Source organism: Brevibacillus laterosporus DSM 25 (genome assembly GCF_002706795.1).
In the GTDB taxonomy this organism is placed as follows: domain Bacteria; phylum Bacillota; class Bacilli; order Brevibacillales; family Brevibacillaceae; genus Brevibacillus_B; species Brevibacillus_B laterosporus.
This window is the reverse complement of sequence record NZ_CP017705.1, coordinates 3,012,237-3,030,543: the sequence shown is the minus strand read 5'-3', so window position 1 is coordinate 3,030,543 and position 18,307 is coordinate 3,012,237. Positions and strand designations below refer to the sequence as shown.

The 18,307-nt window shown below is 38.8% G+C and carries 15 protein-coding genes; 2 read left to right on the top strand and 13 right to left on the bottom strand.

Going from position 1 to position 18,307, the window contains the following annotated elements; all coding sequences use genetic code 11:
• Window positions 1-23 precede the first annotated feature (23 nt).
• Genes sbnA through BrL25_RS14800 form a run of 3 tightly spaced genes read right to left on the bottom strand, consistent with a single transcriptional unit; the run spans window position 24 to window position 2,686 of the window.
• A complete protein-coding gene (gene sbnA, locus BrL25_RS14810; RefSeq protein ID WP_018671523.1) occupies window positions 24-1,010 on the bottom strand; it encodes a 2,3-diaminopropionate biosynthesis protein SbnA in 987 nt (328 codons plus the stop codon).
• Window positions 1,007-1,888 carry a formyltransferase family protein gene (locus BrL25_RS14805; protein WP_018671524.1) on the bottom strand — a complete coding sequence of 294 codons (882 nt, stop codon included), beginning with the start codon at window positions 1,886-1,888 and terminating at the stop codon, window positions 1,007-1,009. The genes sbnA and BrL25_RS14805 overlap by 4 nt, the downstream gene beginning before the upstream one ends.
• A 36-nt stretch (window positions 1,889-1,924) precedes the next feature.
• On the bottom strand, window positions 1,925-2,686 hold the full coding sequence (locus BrL25_RS14800) for a ParB N-terminal domain-containing protein (RefSeq protein ID WP_018671525.1): 762 nt from the start codon (window positions 2,684-2,686) through the stop codon (window positions 1,925-1,927).
• A gap of 203 nt (window positions 2,687-2,889) precedes the next feature.
• Between BrL25_RS14800 and BrL25_RS14795 the strand changes: the two genes are divergently transcribed.
• Window positions 2,890-3,822, top strand: coding sequence for a DMT family transporter (locus BrL25_RS14795; RefSeq protein ID WP_035312060.1), 933 nt, complete (start codon window positions 2,890-2,892; stop codon window positions 3,820-3,822).
• Between the two features lie 204 nt (window positions 3,823-4,026).
• Here BrL25_RS14795 and BrL25_RS26265 read toward each other — a convergent pair whose 3' ends face one another.
• The gene (locus BrL25_RS26265) at window positions 4,027-4,152 is read right to left on the bottom strand and encodes a hypothetical protein (RefSeq protein ID WP_018671527.1); all 126 of its coding nucleotides are present in this window, start codon (window positions 4,150-4,152) and stop codon (window positions 4,027-4,029) included.
• A 190-nt stretch (window positions 4,153-4,342) separates the two neighbouring features.
• On the opposite strand from BrL25_RS26265, the gene BrL25_RS14790 reads away from it, so the two are divergent.
• Entirely contained in the window at window positions 4,343-4,864 is a 522-nt protein-coding gene (locus tag BrL25_RS14790) for a type 1 glutamine amidotransferase domain-containing protein (RefSeq protein WP_018671528.1), read from the top strand.
• A gap of 144 nt (window positions 4,865-5,008) precedes the next feature.
• On the opposite strand, the gene BrL25_RS14785 is transcribed toward BrL25_RS14790, so the two are convergent.
• The 9 genes from BrL25_RS14785 to BrL25_RS14745 all read right to left on the bottom strand — a co-directional run bounded on the left by BrL25_RS14785 (window position 5,009) and on the right by BrL25_RS14745 (window position 18,185).
• Window positions 5,009-6,646, bottom strand: coding sequence for a putative polysaccharide biosynthesis protein (locus tag BrL25_RS14785; protein ID WP_018671529.1), 1,638 nt, complete (start codon window positions 6,644-6,646; stop codon window positions 5,009-5,011).
• Between the two features lie 114 nt (window positions 6,647-6,760).
• Window positions 6,761-8,131, bottom strand: coding sequence for a YjiH family protein (locus tag BrL25_RS14780; protein WP_018671530.1), 1,371 nt, complete (start codon window positions 8,129-8,131; stop codon window positions 6,761-6,763).
• Window positions 8,132-8,231: 100 nt separating this feature from the next.
• Complete coding sequence (locus BrL25_RS14775) at window positions 8,232-9,041, bottom strand: alpha/beta fold hydrolase (protein WP_018671531.1); 810 nt, start codon at window positions 9,039-9,041, stop codon at window positions 8,232-8,234.
• Window positions 9,042-9,221: 180 nt separating this feature from the next.
• Window positions 9,222-10,916 (bottom strand): M4 family metallopeptidase, encoded by a 1,695-nt coding sequence (locus tag BrL25_RS14770; protein ID WP_018671532.1) that lies wholly within the window; start codon window positions 10,914-10,916, stop codon window positions 9,222-9,224.
• Between the two features lie 296 nt (window positions 10,917-11,212).
• Entirely contained in the window at window positions 11,213-13,066 is a 1,854-nt protein-coding gene (locus BrL25_RS14765; protein WP_018671533.1) for a bifunctional metallophosphatase/5'-nucleotidase, read from the bottom strand.
• 108 nt (window positions 13,067-13,174) lie between these two features.
• Window positions 13,175-13,534, bottom strand: a complete 360-nt coding sequence (locus tag BrL25_RS14760) for a YhjD family protein (protein ID WP_018671534.1) — start codon at window positions 13,532-13,534, stop codon at window positions 13,175-13,177.
• A gap of 191 nt (window positions 13,535-13,725) precedes the next feature.
• The gene (locus BrL25_RS14755; RefSeq protein ID WP_018671535.1) at window positions 13,726-14,445 is read right to left on the bottom strand and encodes a DUF8580 domain-containing lipoprotein; all 720 of its coding nucleotides are present in this window, start codon (window positions 14,443-14,445) and stop codon (window positions 13,726-13,728) included.
• Between the two features lie 252 nt (window positions 14,446-14,697).
• Window positions 14,698-16,533: a putative bifunctional diguanylate cyclase/phosphodiesterase gene (locus BrL25_RS14750; RefSeq protein ID WP_236848045.1), complete on the bottom strand. Its 1,836-nt coding sequence runs from the start codon at window positions 16,531-16,533 to the stop codon at window positions 14,698-14,700.
• 221 nt (window positions 16,534-16,754) lie between these two features.
• Window positions 16,755-18,185: a hypothetical protein gene (locus tag BrL25_RS14745; RefSeq protein ID WP_018671537.1), complete on the bottom strand. Its 1,431-nt coding sequence runs from the start codon at window positions 18,183-18,185 to the stop codon at window positions 16,755-16,757.
• Between the last annotated feature and the right edge of the window lie 122 nt (window positions 18,186-18,307).

Genomic DNA, 18,307 nt, shown 5'->3' with positions numbered 1-18,307 from the left:
ACCACTCCTTTATCACTATCGCTTTATTTAATCGAAACAGATTTATAAATGGATGTAGGCAATGTAATTTCATGTTCGCTCATCCATTCATCTGAAAAAATGGTGCTATAGTATCTATCTCCTCTATCAGGCAGGATTGCTAATACTCTTTGTCCTTTAGGTAAATCCTCCAGTAAGCGTAAAGCAGCACAAACAGTTGCCCCTGATGACCCACCAACAAGTAGTCCTTCCTGTAATACTAGTTGCCTTGTGATATAAAACGCATCTGCATCATTTACATAGCTTAATTGATCATACAAACTTTTATCTAAATTGCCGGGAACGATTGCATTTCCAATACCAAGCAATCTTCGAGGACCTGGTTGCCCACCAAAAATCACCGATCCTACAGCGTCTACAGCTAAAATTTTCACAGAAGGGCTTAGTTTTTTCATTTCCGTTGCTACTCCTGTTATTAATCCTGCTGTACCAACCGGGCATACAATCCAATCTAATGTATCCTGAAAATCACTATGGATTTCACGGGCTAATGACTGCATATACGCTTTAGGATTTTCTGGATTGTTATATTGATTTGGCCAATAAGCCCCCTCTATCGAGCTCTCTAATAGTTGTGCCGTAGCCAATCTTGTTTTCAAATAATTACCATGCTCATCTGACTTATCTACCATATGAACCTGTGCTCCAAATGCTTTAATCAGGTTCAAATTGACCTTGCTAATCTTAGGATCTACTACACAAATCATTTGATAGCCTTTCATCTTAGCCACCATAGCTAGTCCTATAGCCAGATTGCCTGATGAGGACTCAACAATTGTTCCATTTGGTTTCAAATGTCCATTTTTTTCAGCAAACTCAATGATACGTTTGGCAACCCTATCTTTTGAGCTACCACCAGGATTAAAGCCCTCTAGTTTTACGAACAATTCGCTATTTTCACGCTGTACTAAATGTTTAAGCTTAACAACCGGTGTATTCCCTATTAGTTCTAGAGCACTTTCATAAATCATGTTCTCGCCTCCCATGCTTTTTTGAATGACATTTGAGACTTTTTCATTGATAGAAATTGTTCCTGGGCTATCTTCTTTTTATCCTCATCAAAATTTTTACTTAAAAAATTTTCTCCCAAGCTACTTACATCACATTTGATCCCTACATATTGCAAATCAGGGTTTTCAAATTCTACTCTCGCCTGATTGACCAAAAGCTCAAAAGCTAATTGATAGCAAGTAGCTTTAACTTCCCAAATAGATTCATAACGAAAAGGTTCCTTTATCCTTACCGCTCTAATAATTGGACCTGTATCTATTCCGTTATCCACATAATGTATGGAAGCTCCAGTAGCTCTTTGAAAGTCTTTCTCATTACCTTTTACAGCCATATTTTCGATGGCATACATTCCTCTCGCATAGGGGAGAACGGCCGAATGGGCATTAATAATGTTGCCATCTGTATACTCAATCCACCAAGGTTTTAAAATTTGATCCAAAAAAATGTATACAGTGAGATCATACTTTTTGGCCAAATTAGCTATGAACACTTCCATATCAGCATGATTCAAATTGGGTCCACTATAATGGACATGTGGAATGACCTCAGCGGGATAGGAGGGGATTCCGTATAATGTCATCATGCTTTTTTCTGCTTCACTGATGGTTCCATATAACAAAAGAAGCTCATTGTATTCACTCTCTGTGAGTTGCTTTTTACCAGAGTAGGTACTGTGAAATTGTACCTTTTGCCCGCTGGTATCTTGCGTGTCTCTAATAACAATGCCCTTGAATGAAGTTGTATCTTTAAAGCTTTCATACCAATCCCTAATTAAATAGACAGCGTGAAAACTTCCCTCTGTCAGTAATAGATGAGCTTTTGCCTTTTTGGTCTCCACCTAAAGTCCCCTCCTCTTTTTTTACATTTCCCTCTCTTAAATTTCACACAAAAAAACTGGGTCAGTATAAAGCCTTATAGAAGTCCTCCATAATTCCAGCAATTCGAACCAATCCTCTTCTACGTAATCTTCTCGAATTAAAAAACTGAGCGGAATGTTTAAATTCAAAATCCGCCCACAAGTAAGGGTAAATTTTGTTACACCTGCTGGTAAAAGGAGGTTTTCATCCACTATATTTTTAATTTGATCAATATGAAAAGCAGGATATTGAAAAATAATGCCTCTATCAACAGGCGATTGCCCTGCTGTTATACGATCAAATTTATATTTACTGGAATAAGAATTAACGATCTCCTTCCAAATCTTAATCCTCTTTTTTACATCTATGTGAAAATCTGAAGCAGTGTATACATAGTGCTTCTCATTCCTAACGAAAAGGGTCGCAATCGGATCTACAGCATATTTTTCCTTTCTCCACAATAAATCTGGGTTCTGTAGTAATTCCTCAATGAGATTATCCGCATCTAAAATGTGATGAGCCCAAGCTTCTATGGAGAGGTATTCCAAATCAACCACCTGTATCACAATTCGTTTGCAATTTAATTTTTGTAAAGATAATGTGCGATGAGCTCCATCAAGAATCAAATATTTGTCATGTTCAAGTTGCAAAGCGATAGGAGGATTTTTTACTTTTTGCTCATTTTTAATTTTGCTGCAAAGTTTTTCTAACCTTTCTACTTCGTATTCTTCATGTAAAAATACTTGACTAATTGGTACTACTTTTAGCTCAGATAACACATCAATTCCTCCTTTACAGCTAAATTGAAATGATCAGCTACCTATATATACGAAACCTATCTGTAAAAAATTTAAAATATTTATAATCTTTTTAACCCATTTTATTTTAACATCACTCATGATATATTTCATTATATATTTGTAGTTTTTTGGATTTTTTGTAAAAAGGAGGTTTTCACTTGAAAGTAGTAGCTAGGAATCGAATGAAAGGAATGATAATGGTAGTTACAGGTGCTGGTTTATGGGGAATATCAGGTACCGTTGCTCAACAGCTTTTCCAACAAGTAAACATTTCTACAGAGTGGCTAGTTACGGTCCGACTATTGATTTCAGGCATGATCTTGTTGCTTCTGTCATCATGTAGTCCAAATAGATATCAAATATTTGGGATTTGGAAGCAAAAAAACGAATCAATAAAAATTCTTTTGTTCGGAGTATTAGGCATGCTAGGAGTTCAGTACACATATTTTGCCTCGATTAACGAAGGAAATGCCGCTGTAGCAACTTTATTACAGTACTTAGCACCTATTTTTATTACTTTCTATCTTATTATAAAATGTAAAAATATTCCAACCAAAAAAGATGCTGTTTCTATTTTGTTAGCCTTATTAGGAACCTTTTTATTACTTACAAATGGATCAACAGATAATTTAACAGTATCGAAGCCAGCAATCATATGGGGCATTTTATCTGGTTTGTCTTTGGCGTTCTATACACTTTATTCAAAGGGCTTATTGGAAAAATGGGCCTCCTCTATAGTGGTTGGCTGGGGCATGATTATCGGGGGAATTGGATTAACAATCTTACACTTTATCTCCACAAAAAAATTCGTATTGCTAGCTCGTATTGAGAATGTAACATTAGAAGCCTTTTTATTAATTGGATTCGTAGTTATTTTTGGTACCTTAATTGCGTTCTATCTCTATCTTGAAAGTATTAGATATATTACTCCAAAAGAAACAAGTTTGCTAGGTTGTACAGAGCCGCTGGCAGCTATTATTACGTCCGTCCTGTTTTTACATGTACCGTTTGGATTTTTCCAATCTGTAGGAACTCTATCTGTTCTCATCATGGTTTTCTTGTTAAGCCAAAAACCATCTCCATCAGAAAAACAATCTAATATAATTGATAGCTAAAAAAGCCTACTGCTATATGAAAAAGGTTTCATCAAACCCCACGTCATTTCCAGTTATTTTCGAAATATAAATAGCACATCTTCTCGTTATACGCCAAGAACATGTGCTGTTCGAATTTAAAAGACCATTAGATTAGTAACTGATCGCATTTTATTCGAACATAGACAAATAAAATGGTGCTGTGAAAAGAGTGTTGGTTGTTGGTTATTGTTGATGTTTCTTTTTCTGTTTTTCTCTTTTCTGGTCACTCGTTATGATAAAAAATGCTCCTACTACAAAAATCACAGTTCCAAGTAAAATCACATCCACAATAAATTCCGTGTAAAGCATCTTTTCATCCTTTCTTTTGTCACTAGCTGGGGCTTTCCTTATCCAGATTTATACGACTTGTTTAAAAAGATTAGAACGATGATTTATCTTTGACATCACGTAAGGCAAGAGCACATTAAAACGAGTCTCATCGACCAGAAACGGTTACAATAGGAAAGGTAATGATGTAGGAAATACAAGGAGGGCAATCATGCGCTTACAGGGTAAACAAGTAGTATGTTATGTGGAAGATGAATTTGAAGACTTGGAACTATGGTATCCAGTTTATCGATTGCGTGAAGAAGGGGCTACTGTTCATTTGGTAGGACCAGAAGCGAATAAAACATATATGGGTAAATACGGTGTTCCTTGCACCTCCGATAAATCAATCTCCGAGGTGAAGGCATCAGACTATGATGCTGTACTTGTGCCAGGAGGATGGGCACCAGATAAATTGCGTCGTTATCCAGAAATTATTTCCTTCATCCAACAGATGGATCAGGCCAAAAAGCCAATTGGTCACATTTGCCATGCGGGATGGGTACTAATCTCGGCCAAAATTCTCAAAGGTGTAACTACGACTTCTACACCAGGGATTAAGGATGATATTGAAAATGCCGGAGCGATTTGGGTTGATGAAGAGGTAGTTGTAGATGGACACATCGTAGGCTCGCGTCGACCACCCGACCTACCTGCCTATGCTAAAGCATTTGCTGATCTACTAGCAAAATAGAAGGTAGTTCAAGCGGAAATAGGATCTAACTCCTATCTTCGCTTTTTTGAGTTATTGTTGGAAGCTACATCTCTACTGTCACAAAAAAACCAGCAAGGAATTGGTCTTTGCTGGTTTTTTATTTATCTAGTTTTTAGCTATTTACTACTTTTTCTCTAGCAATCTCATCTTCTGCAATAAAGCCAAAATCTTACCTGACTTGGGTAGGAATTGAATATCGTCTCTAGTAACCCCGCCAAACTTTATCAGTGAAATTCCATACACAAGAACTCCTAATCCTACAGAAGCAAGAGAGACAATGGTATATAACAGACGCCCCTTCCCAATTGCAGCAGGTAATACCGCCATCAGTCCAAAGGCAACAACAGCTACAATGATCCCCATCATCACTACAGCCAGCACCGAGCGACCATATTTCTGTTTGTCCTGCTGAGTCACCTGTGTTAGTCGTCCAATGGCTCGTAGGTTTAAAACCGTTGATACTAGGTAAGCAAGCACTGTGCCGATCGCTGCACCTGCAATGCCAAGAAGAGGCAATAAAATCAAGTTCGCTGCAAATTTTACAAGTACCCCAATTAATAAATACTTAGGTGGCAGGTTCACTTTCCCCATCCCTTGCAAGATACCTGAGGATACTATACCAAGTGTTGAGAAAAGAATAGCGAAAGCATTGATGGCAAGTGCCAGCGTTCCATTTTCGTCTCCAAATAACATGATATTAATTGGTTTTGCTAAGATAGCCAATCCTATTGTAGCAGCCGCTCCCAAGAGGAAGGTCAACCGAATCGCTGTTTGTGTACGATAGTGAATAAGATCATCTTGTTTTCGGACAATGGCTTCACTTATCGATGGAACAATGGCAAGCGATAGAGATGTAGCAAAGAATGTTCCAAACTGCAATAAAGGCTGAGAACGGTCAAAAGCACCTTTTAATAAGATGGCCGCCTCGTTATCTATTCCTTTGTACACCAACATATTAATTATGGTAAAGCTATCGGCAAGTGGTATTAACGGCAACACCAGTGAAGCTAAACAGATCGGAATCGCATACGTGATAATCCGTTTAAAAACCGCTCCATCTGATAGGCTTACCGCCTGTTCTCCCGCTTGATTTGGCAGAGCAATTAATTCTCGTTTTTGTTTTCGATAGAAATAGCCTAATACCAACAGAGCAATAATGGCTCCTGGGGTTGCTGCAAACACGGCAATCGTACCAGCAAAATAAGGATCACCATAGAGCTTCATCACAAAATAAGCTCCCACAATGATAATAATTACCCGGAAGAATTGCTCTGTCACCTGTGATACAGCCGTCGGAAGCATGTTTTGATGACCTTGGAAATATCCGCGTGTGTTGGCTATTAGTGGTACCAGTACTAGTGAGACTGAAATAGCTCGAAGCGGATTGGTCAAATTAGGGTCGCCGATCAAATTCGCAATCATTGGTGCAGTGATAAAGGTTAGTAAAAAGAAAACAACGCCTAATATCCCCAATGTAAACGATGAAATTCGAAAGATTTGTTGTACACCCTTGCTATCTCCCACTGCATGACGATCTGCAATCATTTTGGAAATAGCTAGAGGGAACCCAGCTGTAGCCAAGGCAATTAAGGTGGTGTAGAGCGGATACACGGTACCGTACACATGCATACCGATATCTCCTGTAATGTTTTGATAAGGAATTTTATAAGCTGCGCCTAGAACCTTAGAAATTAATCCTGCAATCGCCAGGATAGCTGCTGCTTTTATAAAATGATTGGCTCCTTTAGCCGTATTGTTCATATGCTTTATCCTTTCTATCTAAATAGCAAGTCTATTTGGTATTATATCAAATTCTCAACAAGGAGCAGTAAAAAAGCGATGATTCTTATGGAACCATCGCTAACTTATCATAATTTAAAACAACAAATGTGCTATACCAGCTATAATTGGTAATGTAATTAAGGTCCGTAATAGAAAAATCAGTAGAAGATCTTTGATCGTAACAGGCAATCTGGAGCCTAATAACAGGCCACCTACTTCAGACATATAGATTAGCTGAGTAACTGAAATACAAGCAATGACAAATCTAGTCAACTCACTCTGAATCCCGCTGGCAAGTACAGTTGGCAAGAACATATCAGCAAAACCAGCAACTAATGTTTGCGAAGCCGCTTGTGCTTCAGGTATTTGTAATAACTCTAGCAAAGGAGTAAACGGCAAGCCTAGCCAAGCAAAAATAGGAGTTTGATCCGCAATGATCAGCGCAACGGTTCCGACTGCCATAATGATTGGCGTAACACCAAGCCACAGATCCAATACATTGTGTGAGCCTTCTCGCAGAAAAGCAAACATGCTTTTATTTTGCCCCGCCCTCGCCACCGCTAGTTTCAATCCTTTTTTTACTAACGATAGTTCGTTTTCTCCATCCTCCTGATGTGGAATTACACCTTCATGGTACGTATCTGCTTTACGTGATAATGGCGGTATACGCGGCATAATAATAGCCGAAATCAGCCCTGCAAAAGTAACAGTCAGATAAAACGGTACAAACATATGCGCAAGATTTACTTGGGACAGCACAACAAAGCAAAACGTAATAGATACAGCCGAAAATGTCGTACTAATAACCGCAGCCTCACGCTTCGTGTAAAACCCCTGCTCATATTGCTTGCTAGTAAGCAATACGCCGATCGTCCCGTCCCCAAGCCAAGATGTAATGCAATTGACAGAGGATCGCCCCGGCAGTTTGAATAAAGGACGCATTACTTTTATACATAACGTACCGCAAAATTCTAATAGCCCAAAATTCATTAAAAGAGGCATGAATAGACCAGCGAATAAAAAAACGGTAAATAGTAACGGCAACAAATTGTATAAAAGCATACCACCAGTACTTTCAGACCAAATCCATTCTGGGCCTATTTGGAACAATGTGCAAATAGCCAAAAGCATTCCAACCACCCGCATTACCAGCCAAAAAGGCGAAACCCGGCATAAGGTCGTCCAGAAAGAGGTTTTGGTAGTCAGAGCCGCTGGGCGAAATAGCTTGGCCCACAAACTCAATAGAGCTGTAATACTAATAAAGATTGTTACGAGCTGCGGTAGAATATTAGCGAATTGCTCCTGCAACAATCGGGACAATAATGCTATTGGAATAGTAACTTGTCCACCCATAGAAACCGGGGTAATAAATAATAACACCCCGATGATAGATGGGATCAGAAAACGCATAAGCTGCTTAGATGTAGTTATATGAAAATAGTTGTCTTTTTTAACTGTCTGCATAAGTCTCCTCAGAAGTTTGTCATATTGCATACAAACAAATAATTATTCAACGATATACATTTTAATACATTCGTTCTCTCTACTCAATCTATAAAAAATGTTAGGACTCTAAAAAAGATAAAAATCTGTGTTGAAAAAGAGCTAATTCCTCATAAAATACCCCATGCCCACTCTGCTCAAACGGAAACAATTGCGATCCGTATATTCCTTGATGCATCACCAAAGCAAATTCAAATGGGCATACCATATCATGTTTTCCATGAAAAATTCCCGTAGGTACATGTATCTGAGCTAAGTCGGAACGTAAATCCTCATCTCGCAACGACATTGCTGTCATGGCTGTAGCATGGTTAGAAGCTGCCATACCAAGCCCCCAAAACCATAAACGAAGCTCTTCACTAACAGGAAGGTGGAAAAAGATATTTCCAAAGTCACGCATCATAGCTGGTCGGTCTGTGTACGTCTTATGGATTAATTCATCTACTTGCCGTTTCGTCATTCCATACGGATAATCCTTTCGTTGAACAAACGATGGTGCTGCTGCTGCTAACAAAGCCAATTTTCCCACCTGGTATCCTTTATGTCGGGCCATATATCGAATGGAAATAGCTCCTCCCATCGAATGTCCGACCAACGTAACATTTTCCAAACAAAGCGTCTCAATTATGACGTGAATGTCGTCTGCTAGTCGATCATAACAGTATCCTTGCCAAGGACGATCCGAATCACCAAATCCGCGCAGATCCACTCCGACACAACGGTATCCATAGCTTGGCAACCAAGTGGTCTGATATTCATACATCTGATGATTCACTGGCCATCCATGAATAAACACCACTGTTTTATCGCCCTCTGGATACAAATCCTCCACGTAGATGTGTACACCCTCTTCTACCTCTATGAAAGCCATCCCGTTCCCTCCCTTTTATTCCGTCATTTATTTGTATGTCTAGTGTAAAGAGTTAAGAAGAAGGTCAACTTTATCCTCTCTAAAACTTTTCATGTAGCTCGACACACTCAAAAAACCTCGACCGCAATCATTTGGTCGAGGTTTTTGGTATATGTCGTTTCAGAGAAAGAAAATAATAGCTTAGTTGATACCAACCGCTTTGTAAGCATCTTTTACTGCTTCTACTTCAGCGGAATCAGCACCGAACAAATCTGTTGCTGCGTTGATTGCTGCCTGACGCATTTGAGCAAAGGTAGAAGTTGAAGTTAAATAAACAGTTAATGCACGATAGTAAATTTTTTCAGTTGCTTCACGTCCTACTCCTTCAACGGTAACTCCATAATGCGTGCCACCTTCAGAAATAAGGTAGGCTGCTTTATTATTGATACCGCTATTGGTGTGAACGCCACCATTATCTCCAGTTCCTGTATATTTTTTGCTCAAATGATCAGGATGGTTATATTTAGCTGGGTCAGATAGTGAGCGTAAAGCATCACCAGGGATATCAGGAGTGAAAATATCTTCACCGATTTCCCAATCATCACGGTCTACCATTGCACCAAAAATGTCAGAAATAGATTCATTCAATGCACCCGACTCATTTCTATAAATCAAACCTGCTGTTCTTTCTGTTACAGCATGAGTTAATTCATGAGCGATTACATCAAGCCCACCAGATAGGCTGATGAATCTTTTGCCATCTCCATCGCCATACACCATCTCAGCGCCATCCCAGAAGGCATTGTTATAGTTCGTAGAATAATGAACGATAGAATTTAGTTTGGCACCAGCATTATCAAAGCTATCACGATTAAACGTATTTTTATAATAGTCGTACACTTTACCCGCATAAGCGTGAGCATCAACTGCCGCTGGATCGTTAAAAGTGTTATTTGTACTTGTTACTGGGTACATATAGGAGGTACCATTACGTGCAGTATAGGTTTCTACCCCTTTACCACGAGTAGTATCTTTTAAAGAATAGGTACCATTCGCATATGTGGTTTGGAATGTTTTTGTATCTCCTAAAACTCCTTTACCTGTACCTAATGCATTTGGGTCCTCTGAACCAGCTTCATCTGCTTGTCCATCCAAGGAACGAGCATCCACAGTTGAATCTACTGCCTCTCCTACTTTGATATTAGACTTATGCGCCTTTGTAACATGCTCCATAATGTTATATTTGTCTAATACTTTTCCATTTTGAGCATCAATTGCGTAGAACCAACGACCTGGTTCTGGTTCAAGGAAGGTTACTTCTGTTACATAGGCCAACGAAACTTTATTCTCTTGAGGATAGATGAATAGATCTGCCTCTGGCTCAACGCTAAACTCCTCTACTTCTCCTACTTCTTTCTTCAAATCCTTTTTGATAGCTTTAATCGCATCTTTTTCTTTTAATTTGGGTGTTGTTTTTACTTTTTCCAAAGACTCTGTAGGAACTACTTGTCCAAAGAAGGACGTTACATCCCCATCTTCATTTAAATGCACAGTTTGATCTGAACCGTACACTGGAACTCCTTTATATACCTCACGTAGACGATAATGAGTTGTGTCAGTCTCTTCATCCTCTATTTCGTTTAGCAACTCAAACTGATTCTCTACCTCGCCTTGTACTTTAAGGACATCACTCTTGTCGGATAAATACTTCCATACAATCTCTTGTTTTTTGACTTTCTTAGGTGCTTTCCATTTCTCACTCATGTACGAAGGAGTTTCCCAGTCACTGTTATACATGACATCACTCTTTGCGAATGCTGGAAGTCCACCTCCCAATAAGCTAGACCCTAACAAAACAGTAGCAATAATACTAGATGAGACCTGACGTTTTTTCAAAATAATTCCTCCATTCCCAATAAAATTTTTTGAATACATTCCCATTTTTAAATATTTCGAAAATATTGTCAACTTATTTTTTTACATTTTTCATCATTTTTTTATTTTGTTCTTTATATACAGACATAAAGTAACACTATAAATAATAATCCATAAATGTGATGAACAATTCAAGAATAGCCAAACCTAGTCACATTGGATAAAAATAACTATTACTGGATTCATGAGCAACAAAAAAAGCAACTCTCCAGTCTCATGACCAGAAAGTTGCCCGTTTTATTATCTATTCACTTTACTTATTTTACTTCTACAATGCGACCTTCAACTTTAGGTGCAATCATCTTGCGCTCTTTTAATGCATCTTCCATGATGCTGTAAAGAGTGAAGCCGGTATCAAACGCTGGTTTTTTCAGTGTTGAGTAGCCGTCGCCACCAGTCGCAATGAAGTCATTCGTTGCGATGCGATATGTTTTCTTCAGATCGATTGGTTTACCTGCTACCTTAACTTCCACAAGGCGCTGACCTGCAGGTTTTGTCGGATTGTAGGAGAAGGACATGCCGCTGATGTGCGGGAATCGACCTGCACCTTTCTCTACTTCACTCACACCTACTTCCAATGCTTTAACGATCTCATCCCCAGTTGCCTCGATCGTTACGAGCGTGTTCGGGAATGGTAGCAACGTATACAAATCTTTCTTAGAGATATCACCCGCTGGCAATTGAGTACGGATTCCACCGCCATTTGTAATGGCAATATCCGCTTCATGTCCTTTGATGGATTGCGTTTTTTCACGCATAACATCCGCAATTAAGTTACCGATATTTGTTTCTTTTTTACGAACTAATTCACGGTCACCATCAAGCGGTACTTCAGCTTTTGCGATTACTACTTTCATAGCGTCATCTACTTTATTTACTACTTCTTTTACCAGTTTTTCTACTTCTGGATCAGCTTTTACATTTTTATCATATTCAACTAAACCACCGCTAAAGCCTACGAGCTTGTTCTTGTAGTAGAAAAGATCAGCACGACCTAGTGATTTACCATATTCCCAGTCCTGAACGATGTACGTATTATTTACTTTTTCAGGTTGTTGTAATGGTGTATGCGAATGACCGCCTACGATAAGGTCAATACCATCAACCGCTTTTGCTACTTCACGGTCAACATCCACACCAATGTGAGAAACGACTACAACATGATCTACTTCTTTCTTCAACTCAGGTACCATTTTCTTAGCCACTTCTACTGGCGATTTAAAAGTTAAAGCCTTTACATTGTCAGGATGCGTCAGGATTGGCGTATCTTCAGCTACAAAGCCGAGGAAAGCAAACTTTTTGCCATTAATTTCTGTTTTGTATACCGGAACTAGAAGGTTAGTACCATCCTCTTTGATTACATTCGCATTAATGACTGGGTATTTCAATTGATCACGCAATTTCAACAGTTGCTCATATCCAAAGTCAAATTCATGGTTACCTGCTGCCATCGTATTATAATTTAAGTAGTTAAGGATCGGAAGAATAGACTCACCTTTAAACTGGTTTACAAATACTGTTCCTTGGAACGTATCTCCAGCATCTAACAATAAGAAGTTTTTGTTTTCTTCACGCCATTCTTTGATTAAGGTAGACATTTTGGCATAACCAAATTCTTTACCGCTCTCATTTTCATCGATATGACCATGTACATCATTTGTATGTGCGATTGTTATATGAGTCGTGATAGCATTACCTAGTGCTTGTAAGAAATCACCACGAGTTAGCGTAGCTTTTTTGTCTACTTTCAAGTCATAGCCTAGTTTTTTGGCAATTGCGATCGCTTTGTCAGAAGAAACATTCACTACTGGTGTTTTTACTTCTGCTGCTGTTAGTGCACCTTGTTTTTCCAACCATTGCAATGCAGGGGTAGCCCAATGTGCTTTACCTTGCGCTGCACCCAAGGTAACACCTTTCACTTTTACCATTGTTGCTGCTACTTCCGCCAATGTAATATTTCTTTCCAAGGACAAATCAGAGATAATGTTTTGTTCTTTCATCCAGTTTGCATGTGTAACTGGTTGAAGAGGTGCTGCAAATGCGCTTGTTGCAAATAAAGAAGAAGCAAGTAAGCCTGTTAAGAGGGAATATCCGGTAATACTCTTTTTCATGTATTGAGTCTCCTCTCAAAAATAGATATAATGTCGTAGCTATTATACCAAGTTTTTTTGGATTCCCCCATCTTTTTGTCGCAAAATTGGTAATGTAAGCGGATATATTTAAAGTTTTTCCGTACGTTTATGTAAAGACTCAATCATATCTTCCATTTTTTCTTGAATCTGTCTTTTTATTCGTACAAAAGGAATTCTCATTAACCGATTTTCTCCTCTATGCTTCCATAGTACAAATGTCTCCCCATGATCCTCCTCGATGGCAAGCATTCTTACATCTATTTTTCGTAAGTCTTTCGCGGCTGCCTTCTCCATCGCATACGCTACTTCGCAAAGGAAGGTGAGCAATTGCCCATATGCCTTCCCAAGTTTTAAGGAAGAATTGATTAGTAGCTCTGTATCCCTTTTTAAATGTTTTCCTGCCTCTTTCCAAATGACATAAGCAAAAATTTGTTCTTGAATTTCCATTTATTATCACCTATTATAATATAAGATCATATGTTCTTACATTATGAAGGATAGAGGTATTTTCATGCAACAAAAAACCAATACATCGAAATCCACAAGGCTCAATTGTATTGGTCATATATCCACTATTTTAACTTCATCTTATTTAGTTGATTCTTTGAGACTTACCCTCATCTATGGTTTGTTGTCGATTATTCTTTTACCATAATGGTTTTCAGCATAGCGAAGAGTTGCGGGAGAATAACAGCATTCTCCTTTTCTTTAGGAGCAAATAGCGTAAACCTGAACCACCTTTTATCTATTTTTGTAACGATAATTTCCTTATGATCGTCTTTCGTATCTACACCGAGATGAAGAGCTGTTTTTTGCAAAAAAGGATCTGTTTCCTGCTCTTTTTTCAGGTTCTGTACATTTCCTAAATCACTTAATTCAACTTCCATTAGCTTCTTTTGAGCAGTTAGATCTATTTTATCCGGCATTTGCTCAATACGGACAGCGTAGCGGTCATTCTTCTCAGAAAAGAGCATATCTTTCCCTGGCTCTTCACCTGTGGCTTTAAAGTCAGGTAAATAATAAAGATAATACCCTAAGTGGCTTTCAAAGAGCTGCCCCTGCTCACTTACTTGCTTTCCATCAATCGTGTAAGTCAATTCCTTTGTTTGAGCTGGCGGTTGTCCCTTACTACTAGCTGGATTGCTAGAATTTTGATTTGTAGATGGTTGAAGTGTCTTACTTGACTGATCGTTGCTTTTGTTTTCTTCCGAGACAGTAGCTGTAATACCTGAATTGACTATCTGATCTGTTTTTTCAGAGTCAGGAGTGGCTTGAACACCATTACCGCATCCAGCCAACAATATTCCAATGATAGGTAAGACGATCATTCGTTTTGGCAATCGTTCATGGTTTAACATATTACACTCCCCCTTATTCGGAAATCATTTGTTTGTCTATTGATAAACTAGACAAAATGGTTTCGTTCACATCAAAAGCTGTACATCCTCTCTTCTACTATATGAATGAAGGGGATAGAGTATTCATAGTTTTGAGAAAAAGTTGAGAGAATGTGGATAAATATCTTTTCTTCCTTATAAAAGAAAAGACCGAACAATTAGCCTATTGCTCAGTCTTTACCATTTTTCAGCTATTTTGAAAATAAAGGGGCTTTATCTTTCATTCATTCTATTTAAAAGCACCAGGTTTTGACGTAGTAATGCTTTGACTTTGTCAGAAGAGACAGGCTTTTGAAACAGGTATCCTTGATATTCATCACAGCGATGTTTGCTTAAATAATCTAATTCTTCCTGAGTTTCTACCCCTTTTGCCAATATTGTCCAATCTAGCTTTTGAGCTAATGCAATCACAGATAATACAACAGCCTGATTTTTATCCTCATACGGTAACTCATAGATAAACCGGCGATCGATATTAATTCGATCAATTGGCAATTCGATTAGGTGACGTAAACTGTGCAAATCACTGCCAAATTGCTCAAGACTTACTTGTACGCCTAGCTCTTTTAGCTGGTAGACAAGCTCGTATCCTCGCTTGTTATTTAATAGCATATTTTCAGTAAGCTCGAGCTCCAGATATTCTGCCTGTAGACCTGTCTCTTTTAAAATTGTAGCTACCATATCAATAAAATTATGTTTCCAAATTTGACGATTCGCAAGATTAATTGAAATTCGTACTGGAGGATATCCCTGTTGGTGCCATTCTACTGCCTGTGTGCAAGCAGTACGTAATACCCATTCACCGATAGGTATAATAAGGCCTGTCTGTTCAGCTAATGGTAGAAATTCATCTAGTAAAATAAGTCCCTTAAAAGGATGTTCCCAACGTATCAAGGCCTCCATGGCTACAATTCGTTGTGTCTCTAAAGAGACCTTTGGTTGATAATATAACCGTAATTCGCGATTTTCCAACGCTCGTTGTAATTCGCTTTCTACATGTAGCCGTTCAAAATCTATATCATTCATTATGGGAGAAAAAAGTTTATAATGGCTGCCATTTCGGCTTTTTGCGTGGAACATTGCAGTATCAGCTTGTTTAATAAGAGCTTGTACATCTTGCCCATCATCTGGGTAAAGAGCAATTCCAATACTCGCTGTTACATGCACTTTATGCCCTTTAATTAAACAAGGCTGTTCAATGGCTTGAATAATTTTATCTGAGATAAGGTAAAGCTCATCTTGCATAATGCTAGGTAGTAATAAAATAAATTCATCTCCATCTAACCGCGATACGGTATCGCATTCACGTACACACGCTTTTAAACGGTTAGCGACCGTGATAAGTGCCAAATCACCAAATTGGTGACCTAGAGAATGATTAATTCCTTGAAGGCTATCTATATCTAAAAATAGTACAGCTAGTTTATCTATTTGTTCTGGATTACTCATCGTTTGCAGTGCTTTTTGAAATCTCACTTCTAGCAAACGTCGATTAGGTAAGTCGGTTATGGCATCGTAATATGCCATATGGTAAAGCTGCTCCTCCACATTCTTTTGATCAGTATAATCACGTATCATTAGAAGACCTCCTAAGACGCGTTTTCGCCTGATCAACGGCAGAAATGTTACATTGACGTGTAAGGAAAGATGGCTCTTTTTAACTAATGTAACATTAGCATTCAGGGTTTCACCTTGGAACATTCGGTGTAAATGCTTTCGTATAGCTGGTACTTCTTCTTGGCCTACATAGTCCATAAATGCTATGCTTGAACATCCAGCTTCTGTAGAATCTTCATGCTCTATCAGTTTTCTCCAGGCAGGATTTACTTCTAAAATCTCTCTATTTGTGTTAAGAAGTAGGCAAGCATCACTATTTGTTTCCCAAAACGTTTGGCTACGATTCGCTTTTTTCCAAATAGTTCTTTTCTCGATGTCTAATTTCCCCTGTTTGCGTAACAGTCCGGCGGTCCCCACAATGAGTAGGGTTACCCCCATCCCGACAAGAAAAGAGAGGATGAGCGAATTCATCATTTCTGAAACGTCATTCATTGCAACTTCTCCTTCTGTCGTAACCTTCATTTTTTCTCCATCCATCCTGCTTTCCACAATACCCCATCTTGTCTCAATATAAAAGGGTCGGAGTGACTATGATTTAAAAATGTTAATAGGCTTTTCCCCTTCTTTGTTACTAGTACCGTTCTATCTGGTTTAAGCATAAAAAAGCCTGAAGCAATGCCCCAGGTTGTCAAGCTCTTCCGTTTTTTCTAAACCTACCTTTTCCAGGCAATCTGTATCCAGCTTGGTAGGTAACTTCCATAATAACCACTGGAAAGTGTTACACCTTTAAGAAGCTCATGCTCTTTACCCGTACGTAAATCTTTTACAAATAACGAACCAGTAGTAGGAGTTTGCAAGCGAACATATGCTACTTGACGACCTGTTGGTGCCAAAGAATAAGAACTGTCCGCTGTTGCTGATGAACCAGTGGTGATAGGTTTTGCTTGATCTGCCTGATTTAGCTGCCAGATACGTTGACCCGGCACTAAGGGGTGATTTTCCATTTCGGTTGGCCACGGAGCTTCCTGTCCACGTAAAAATAGAAGTGGAGCATCTTCTTTTGAACCAAAAGTGGGCAAGGAATCCACTTTATCCGTTTGACCTTTGTTATATACCTGTTTATTTAGCACCTCCCATATTCTTAAATTTTTTCCATAGGTGGCCATGCGATCTCCCCCATTTATAAAGGCAAGTCGAGTACTATCCTTGGACCAGGTCAGCCACTCTGGATAAGCTAACCCCACACCTATTTGAAAAATTTTTTGTGAGTGAATTTGTAACACTTTAATGGGTACTCCATCTGCTGATATCGAACCGGAATTAGGTTTTTCGAAATAGGCAAGATAGGCCCCATTTGGCGACCATACTAGTCCGGTAGCATCACGAGCATAGATTCCTTCAGTAATAGTAGAGGTCATTTGGCGGTATAGCGTTCGTGAGGTACCATCTAAGAAAACTTGATTAATATGCAAATTTTCAATTTGAGTTTGTGGGAAGGATACTGCAAGACTTTTTCCGTCTGGATACCATGAGTAATCAGATACTTCATTTACCTCATTCTGTTGAAAAATAGTCTGTATTCTCTCTATGCCATTTGGAGTAATTCGAACGACTATGCCTTCTTCTCGTGAACCTTCTCTTGTCTGATAAACCAACATATTTTCTGTAGGTGACCATTTGGGAGTACCCGTAATTTCTCTTGAGTCTACTTGATATTTCTTGCTCCCATCCGCCTTCGATATCCATAAATACCACGGACCTGAGTAGCTTTTTCTATCAGGACTACGTAAATAGGCAATCCACTCTTTGTTAGCTGACCAATCTATAATCTGAACCTTGCCATCTGTCGCTACAGGTATCAGCTGACTATCTTGCTTGGATGCATCCCATAACAAGACCGTTTGTTCATTCTGCATGGCCACATAGAAAGGAAAGGTTTGTTTAGACACTCTAGTTGGAATTTCTTCACCAGAAGTCTGTTGATCGAGTACTTGCTTTCTTACAGATTCGTTTGTTTGCTTGTCTACGAATGTACTTGATTGAAATCTGCTTGCTTCTGTAGTAATTCCTCCCATGCTAACACCAGCCAGTAGTAAGCAGCCTATAAGTAGCAACACTCCTGAATATCTCCCTTTTTTCTGCATGTTCTTTCTCCTTTCGTGATTTTTATCCAAACTCATTCTTTCTCATTTATACCATTATTTTACTTCGCCTCACAATTTATTATCCTACATTCAAGTCCCTTATTTTTCAACCAACAATTTCC